Origin of the sequence: Brevibacterium picturae (genome assembly GCF_030453725.1) — a bacterium.
Taxonomy (GTDB): Bacteria; Actinomycetota; Actinomycetes; order Actinomycetales; family Brevibacteriaceae; genus Brevibacterium; species Brevibacterium sandarakinum_A.
Map to the genome: position 1 here is coordinate 1 of NZ_JAKDJU010000192.1, position 5274 is coordinate 5274.

The 5274-nt window shown below is 63.0% G+C and carries 5 protein-coding genes; 3 read left to right on the forward strand and 2 right to left on the reverse strand.

Features of this window, described 5'->3' with window-relative positions:
- Nucleotides 1-177: 177 nt before the first annotated feature.
- On the reverse strand, nt 178-807 hold the full coding sequence (locus L0G76_RS13805) for a TetR/AcrR family transcriptional regulator (protein ID WP_304357746.1): 630 nt from the start codon (nt 805-807) through the stop codon (nt 178-180).
- 92 nt (nt 808-899) lie between these two features.
- Here L0G76_RS13805 and L0G76_RS13810 point away from each other — a divergent pair, with 92 nt between their 5' ends.
- The gene (locus L0G76_RS13810; RefSeq protein WP_304357747.1) at nt 900-2861 is read left to right on the forward strand and encodes a primary-amine oxidase; all 1962 of its coding nucleotides are present in this window, start codon (nt 900-902) and stop codon (nt 2859-2861) included.
- 3 nt (nt 2862-2864) lie between these two features.
- Nucleotides 2865-4505, forward strand: a complete 1641-nt coding sequence (locus L0G76_RS13815; RefSeq protein WP_304357748.1) for an amidohydrolase — start codon at nt 2865-2867, stop codon at nt 4503-4505.
- A gap of 30 nt (nt 4506-4535) precedes the next feature.
- Here L0G76_RS13815 and L0G76_RS13820 read toward each other — a convergent pair whose 3' ends face one another.
- Nucleotides 4536-4835, reverse strand: coding sequence for a muconolactone Delta-isomerase family protein (locus tag L0G76_RS13820; protein WP_304357749.1), 300 nt, complete (start codon nt 4833-4835; stop codon nt 4536-4538).
- A gap of 210 nt (nt 4836-5045) precedes the next feature.
- On the opposite strand from L0G76_RS13820, the gene L0G76_RS13825 reads away from it, so the two are divergent.
- Nucleotides 5046-5274, forward strand: a 229-nt coding sequence (locus tag L0G76_RS13825) for an NAD(P)-binding protein (RefSeq protein ID WP_304357750.1), incomplete at its 3' end; no start/stop codon positions are given.

The window sequence follows — 5274 nt, forward strand, 5'->3', positions numbered from 1 at the left end:
TCGGTGTCCAGCGGCACGAACGAGTCCGAGACGAGGGCCTGCCACCCGTCGAAGTCTGAGGCTGTGCTCTCCAATAACATCTTCGTCCTTCTCAGAGACAACCGATCGGCGACGTCAGTATCGCCCGACCGCTTGGCGCTCACTCTATCCCCAACTGCGCAGGGAGTCACGGGTCCATCAGGATTTACCGACCAATTGGTCATTTTCACCCGATGGCTCGGCCGACATTCGGCCGATGACATAGTCGAGCTGCTTGCGGAAGCCTGCGAAGTCGAACGCGTCGCCACCGATGATTGCGGTGGTCTGTGCACCGAGCAGATAGGTCAGGAGTACATCGGCGGCGGGTTCAGGCACCACCTCGGCGGCCAATTCTTCATCGGCGTCGGCCTGGCGAAGCCAGCCGAGGATCCACGTGCGCCACAGCGCCATGGTCCCCCGGGTGGTCCGGGCATGTTCGGGGCTCTGGGCCACCTCGGCGAGGAATGACAGCACGACGCGAGCCTCATCGTGGAGTTCAGGGGTGACCGGGAGGACCTCGTCGGCGAAGGCCCGCAGTGCGGCGATGCCGCGTACGTGGGCGGTGGAGAGTTCGACGCGGCGGTTGGTGGCCTCGTAGACGAACAGGTAGGTGGCCGCGAGCAGGTCGGACTTGGAGGCGAAGTAGGACTTGATCGCTCCGTTGGCGAATCCGGCTTCGGTGGCGATATCGCGCATCGTCGCCCTGGCCAGCCCTTGGCGGACAATGATGCGCAGGGTCGCCTCGACGAGCTCGCGCCGACGCTGATCGTGATCGACGATCTTGGGCATACATCCTCCGGTCCCGCTCTTGACTTTATTTTCTACAAGCGTAGGTTATTAAGTGAATCAGAACACACCGATGACGTTGCAAAGGTGCACACATGTCTTGCCATCCCACTCCTGCCGATCCTTCCACACCGACCGCACTCACACCGTTCTCGCTGCCCACGGAGGCAGAGCTCGCGACCGTGACCTCGGTGCTGCGCGAAGCCGGGCACTTCCCCGCCGAGGCGCGCCTGAGCTACGTCGGACTGCTCGATCCCGTCCGCGGCCAGACCCGGACCGCCGCCGAGGCCGACCGCCGTTTCCGGGCTCTCATCCTGAACAAAACCGCAGGCACGGCCCGCGACATCATCGTCTCCGCGACCCATTCGAGAGTTGATTCCCTCGCCGAGGTGGACTCCACCACCGAGGGCGAATTTCCTGTCATGGAAGAGGAGTTCGAACTCGTCGAGGAGGTTCTCGCCGCCGATCCGAAATGGCAGGAGATCCTGACACGTCGCGGTCTGCCCGTTGCCGAGGTTCGGGTCGCGCCGCTGTCGGCCGGGGTCTTCGAATACCCGGAGGAGTCGGGCCGGCGCATCCTGCGCGGGCTGGCATTCCACCAGCAGCACGAGAGTGATTCCGCGTGGGCGCACCCGATCGACGGACTCGTCGCCTATGTCGACGTGACGAACAAGACCGTTGACCAGATCCTCGATCTCGAGGATATTCCGGTGCCCACCGAGCACGGAAACTACACGGACCCGGAGCTGACAGGCCCGGTGCGCACCACGCAGAAGCCGATCGAGATCACCCAGCCCGAAGGCCCGAGCTTCACGCTGACCGAGGGCAATCACATCGAATGGGAGAAGTGGTCATTCGACGTCGGCTTCGACATGCGCGAGGGCCTCATCCTGCACAACATCGCCTTCACAGACGGCGAGCGCACTCGTACGATCCTCGACCGAGCCGCAATCGCAGAGATGGTCGTCCCCTACGGCGACCCGTCCCCCGTGCGGTCCTGGCAGAACTACTTCGACACGGGTGAATACCTCGTCGGGCAGTGGGCGAACTCATTGGAACTGGGGTGTGACTGCCTCGGCGACATCACGTATCTCTCCCCGTGGGTGGCGAACAACCTCGGCGAACCTCGGCAGATCAAGAACGGCGTCTGCATGCACGAGGAGGACGCGTCGATCCTGGCCAAGCACTATGACCTGTGGTCAGACGTGGCCTACACCAGACGAAATCGCCGGTTCGTCGTCTCCTTCTTCACCACCGTGGGCAACTATGACTACGGCTTCTACTGGTACCTCTACCTCGACGGCACGATCGAATTCGAGGCGAAGGCCACCGGTGTCGTCTTCACCTCGGCGCTGCCGAACGGATCAACGGAATTCGCTTCCGAAATCGCACCCGGCTTAGGTGCCCCGTTCCACCAGCACCTCTTCGGGGCACGACTCGACTTCGCCCTCGACGGCGGCAAATGCCGGGTCGAGGAGGAGGACGTGGTGCGTCTGCCGACCTCGGAGACGAATCCGCGTGGCAATGCCTTCAGCCGCAAGCGCACCGTCCTCGGCACGGAACTGGCTGCCCAGCGCGACGCGGATCAGTCGAAAGCTCGGACCTGGGTGGTGTCGAACCCGGAATCGGTCAACCGCCTCGGCGAGCCTGTCGGGTACAAACTCCATCCGACGGGACTGCCGACTCTGCTGGCGGCCGAGGATTCGTCGATCCATCGGCGGGCGACGTTCGCGTCGAAGGCACTGTGGGTCTCGCAGTATCACGAGGACGAGCGTTATCCGACCGGTGATTTCCCGAACCAACACCCCGGGCATGCGGGCCTGCCGGCGTGGACTGCCGCGGACCGGAATGTCGACGGTGAGGATATTGTGCTGTGGCACAGCTTCGGCCTCACGCACTTCCCACGGGTCGAAGACTGGCCGATCATGCCCGTGGACACGGTCGGGTTCAAACTGCGCCCGGAAGGATTCTTCGACCGCTCCCCCGTCCTTGACGTCCCCGCCCCGGATTCCGGCAGGCACTGCGGCGAGTCCGCCGGCGACTGCTGCGAGGGGTGAGGCGTGAAGGATTTCATCGTCACCAATGGGCGCATCTGCACGAGCGATCCCGAGCAGCCATTCGTCGAGGCCTTCTCCGTCGTCGCTGGGAGGATTCGTACGGTCGGAGCGCTTGACGAGGTGCGTTCGTCCGTCACTGCCGACGCCGAGGTGGTCGACCTCGACGGTCGGTTCGCGATGCCCGGACTGGTCGACGTCCATGCCCACCTCGGGCTCGGCGGGCGCCAGCTTGCGTTCGAGCTGCAGGTCCTGCCCAGCGACGGTGTCGCTGAGATTGCGGCGAATGTCCGCACCTGGCGGGCCGATCTGGAGCCTGGCCAGTGGGTGGTCGGCGGAATCGTCGGCTCGACCGTGGTAGACGATCTCACCCATCACGACCTGCACACCCTCGACGAGGCGGCCGATGGTCATCCCGTGCTGTTGCGCGATGACACGATGCACAACCGGTGGGTGAACTCTGCTGCGTTGGAGATCCTCGGCATCAGAGAGGATTCCTCTGACCCGGAAGGTGGCACGTACGTCCGAGATGGCGAGGGCAGACTCAACGGCGTTCTCACCGAGCTGGCCTGCAGCCCGGCGGAGGCTGCCGTCTTAAATGCGATCGACGACGTGGCGGACTTCCATGCGAAGGCAATCGGCACCGCCGTGCAGACGCTCAATTCCTACGGGGTGACTGCCGTCCAGGAATCCGCGACGATGGACTATGCGCTGCGGACGCTGCGGGACCTCGACGAGGCAAGCGATCTGACAGCGCACGTTGTGGCGTCAATGCCGGCCCAGCCATTCCTCGAAGAGGGCATCACCGGTGGAGAGCTGTACCGGGTCGGAGATGAGAACCACTCGGACCATCTGCATCCGACCTTCGCGAAATATGTGCTCGACGGTGTGCCGATGACGCGAACCGCGGCATTGGTCAATCCGTATCAATGCCATCATCCCGACGATGATCCGAACTTCACCGGCGAGCCGCTGTGGGATCGGGACGAACTCATCGCATCACTGCTGGCACTTGCCGATCGCGGTCTCAATGCGAAGCTGCATGCCACCGGCGATGGAGCCGTGCGGATGATCCTCGACGCCGTGGAGACGGTTCGCAAGGAGCGGGGGTGGGACACCAGATTCCACATCGCCCATGTCGAGTACGTCCATGACGATGACCTGGCTCGATTCGCGCAGCTTCAGGTTGTCCCCGACGCATCGCCGTACCTGTGGTTTCCTTCTGTGATGCAGGAGTCGATGGCCAAACAGGTGTCCGCTGAGACCTTTGCACGATCCTGGCCGCTGCGACGACTCATCGAATCCGGGGCGCTGGTCTCGTGCGGTTCCGATTGGCCCTGCGCCGCGCCCACCCCGGACCCATGGACCGGGCTGGCCACGCTGATCACGAGGGCGAATCCGGCCCCTGAAGTTCCTGGTCAGCTCAACGCCGGCGAAGCACTCACAGTCGAGCAGGCGGTCGCTGCATTCACGCGCAACCCTGCCCAGGCCATGGGCCTGGGTGAGAAGACGGGAATGCTGCGACCCGGACTATCGGCCGATTTCATCGTCCTCGACCGGGACCTGTTCGCCGCCGAACCAGCACACTTGCATGAGACCACGGTTGTGAAGACATACTTCGAAGGAAATCTGGTCTATGAAGCGTGATCGTCAGTCGGCGCGAAAGGCGGTTGACGTTCAGAGCTGGCGGAAGAAGTCATCCGTCGTGGCGTTGGGGTGCTTCGCCAGGGGCGTGACCTTGACGTTCATGTAGGCAAACATCGGGAAACCCTGGAAGGTTGCGTGCAGGAAGTCGAGGTCGTCGACCTCGTATATCGAGATGTTGGAGTATTCGCCCACGATACGCCAGATGCCCTTCATGATTCCGCGCTCCTGGAGGTCAGCCGAATAGGCCTTCTCCTTGACCTGGAAATCGGCTTTGGTCTCGTCGGTCATCGATTCGGGGAATACGACGTCCATGCGTGCAACGAACAGCATTGCGCCTCCTGTGTTGGTTGATCTGGTGATTTGATGGCCACTATAGGGCTTTGACCGCCGAGGCAGTGTGGCTGTCCGCTCCCCAAAACCAGAAGAATCACTCGTGTGCGCATTGACCCTGCGCGCACGAGAGGTGACTCGTCTTGCTTGTGCGCGCAGAGGTCCCACCCACCCCTATCGGGCAGTGAACCAGGTCACTAGTCTGACGTCATGAACGCCACCGACGATAACCGCACAGTCAGTCAGCCGGACTCGATCACCGAGCACAGCGAAAACTTCCCCACCGAGCACTTCGACTATGTGATCGTCGGCGCGGGATCCTCCGGCTGCGTGATCGCGCGCAGACTCATCGACGCTGGCAAAAAGGTCTGCCTCATCGAGGCCGGCGGGGACGAGACGAACCCGAACATCGATCACCTCAACACCCTCGGTCTGCTCT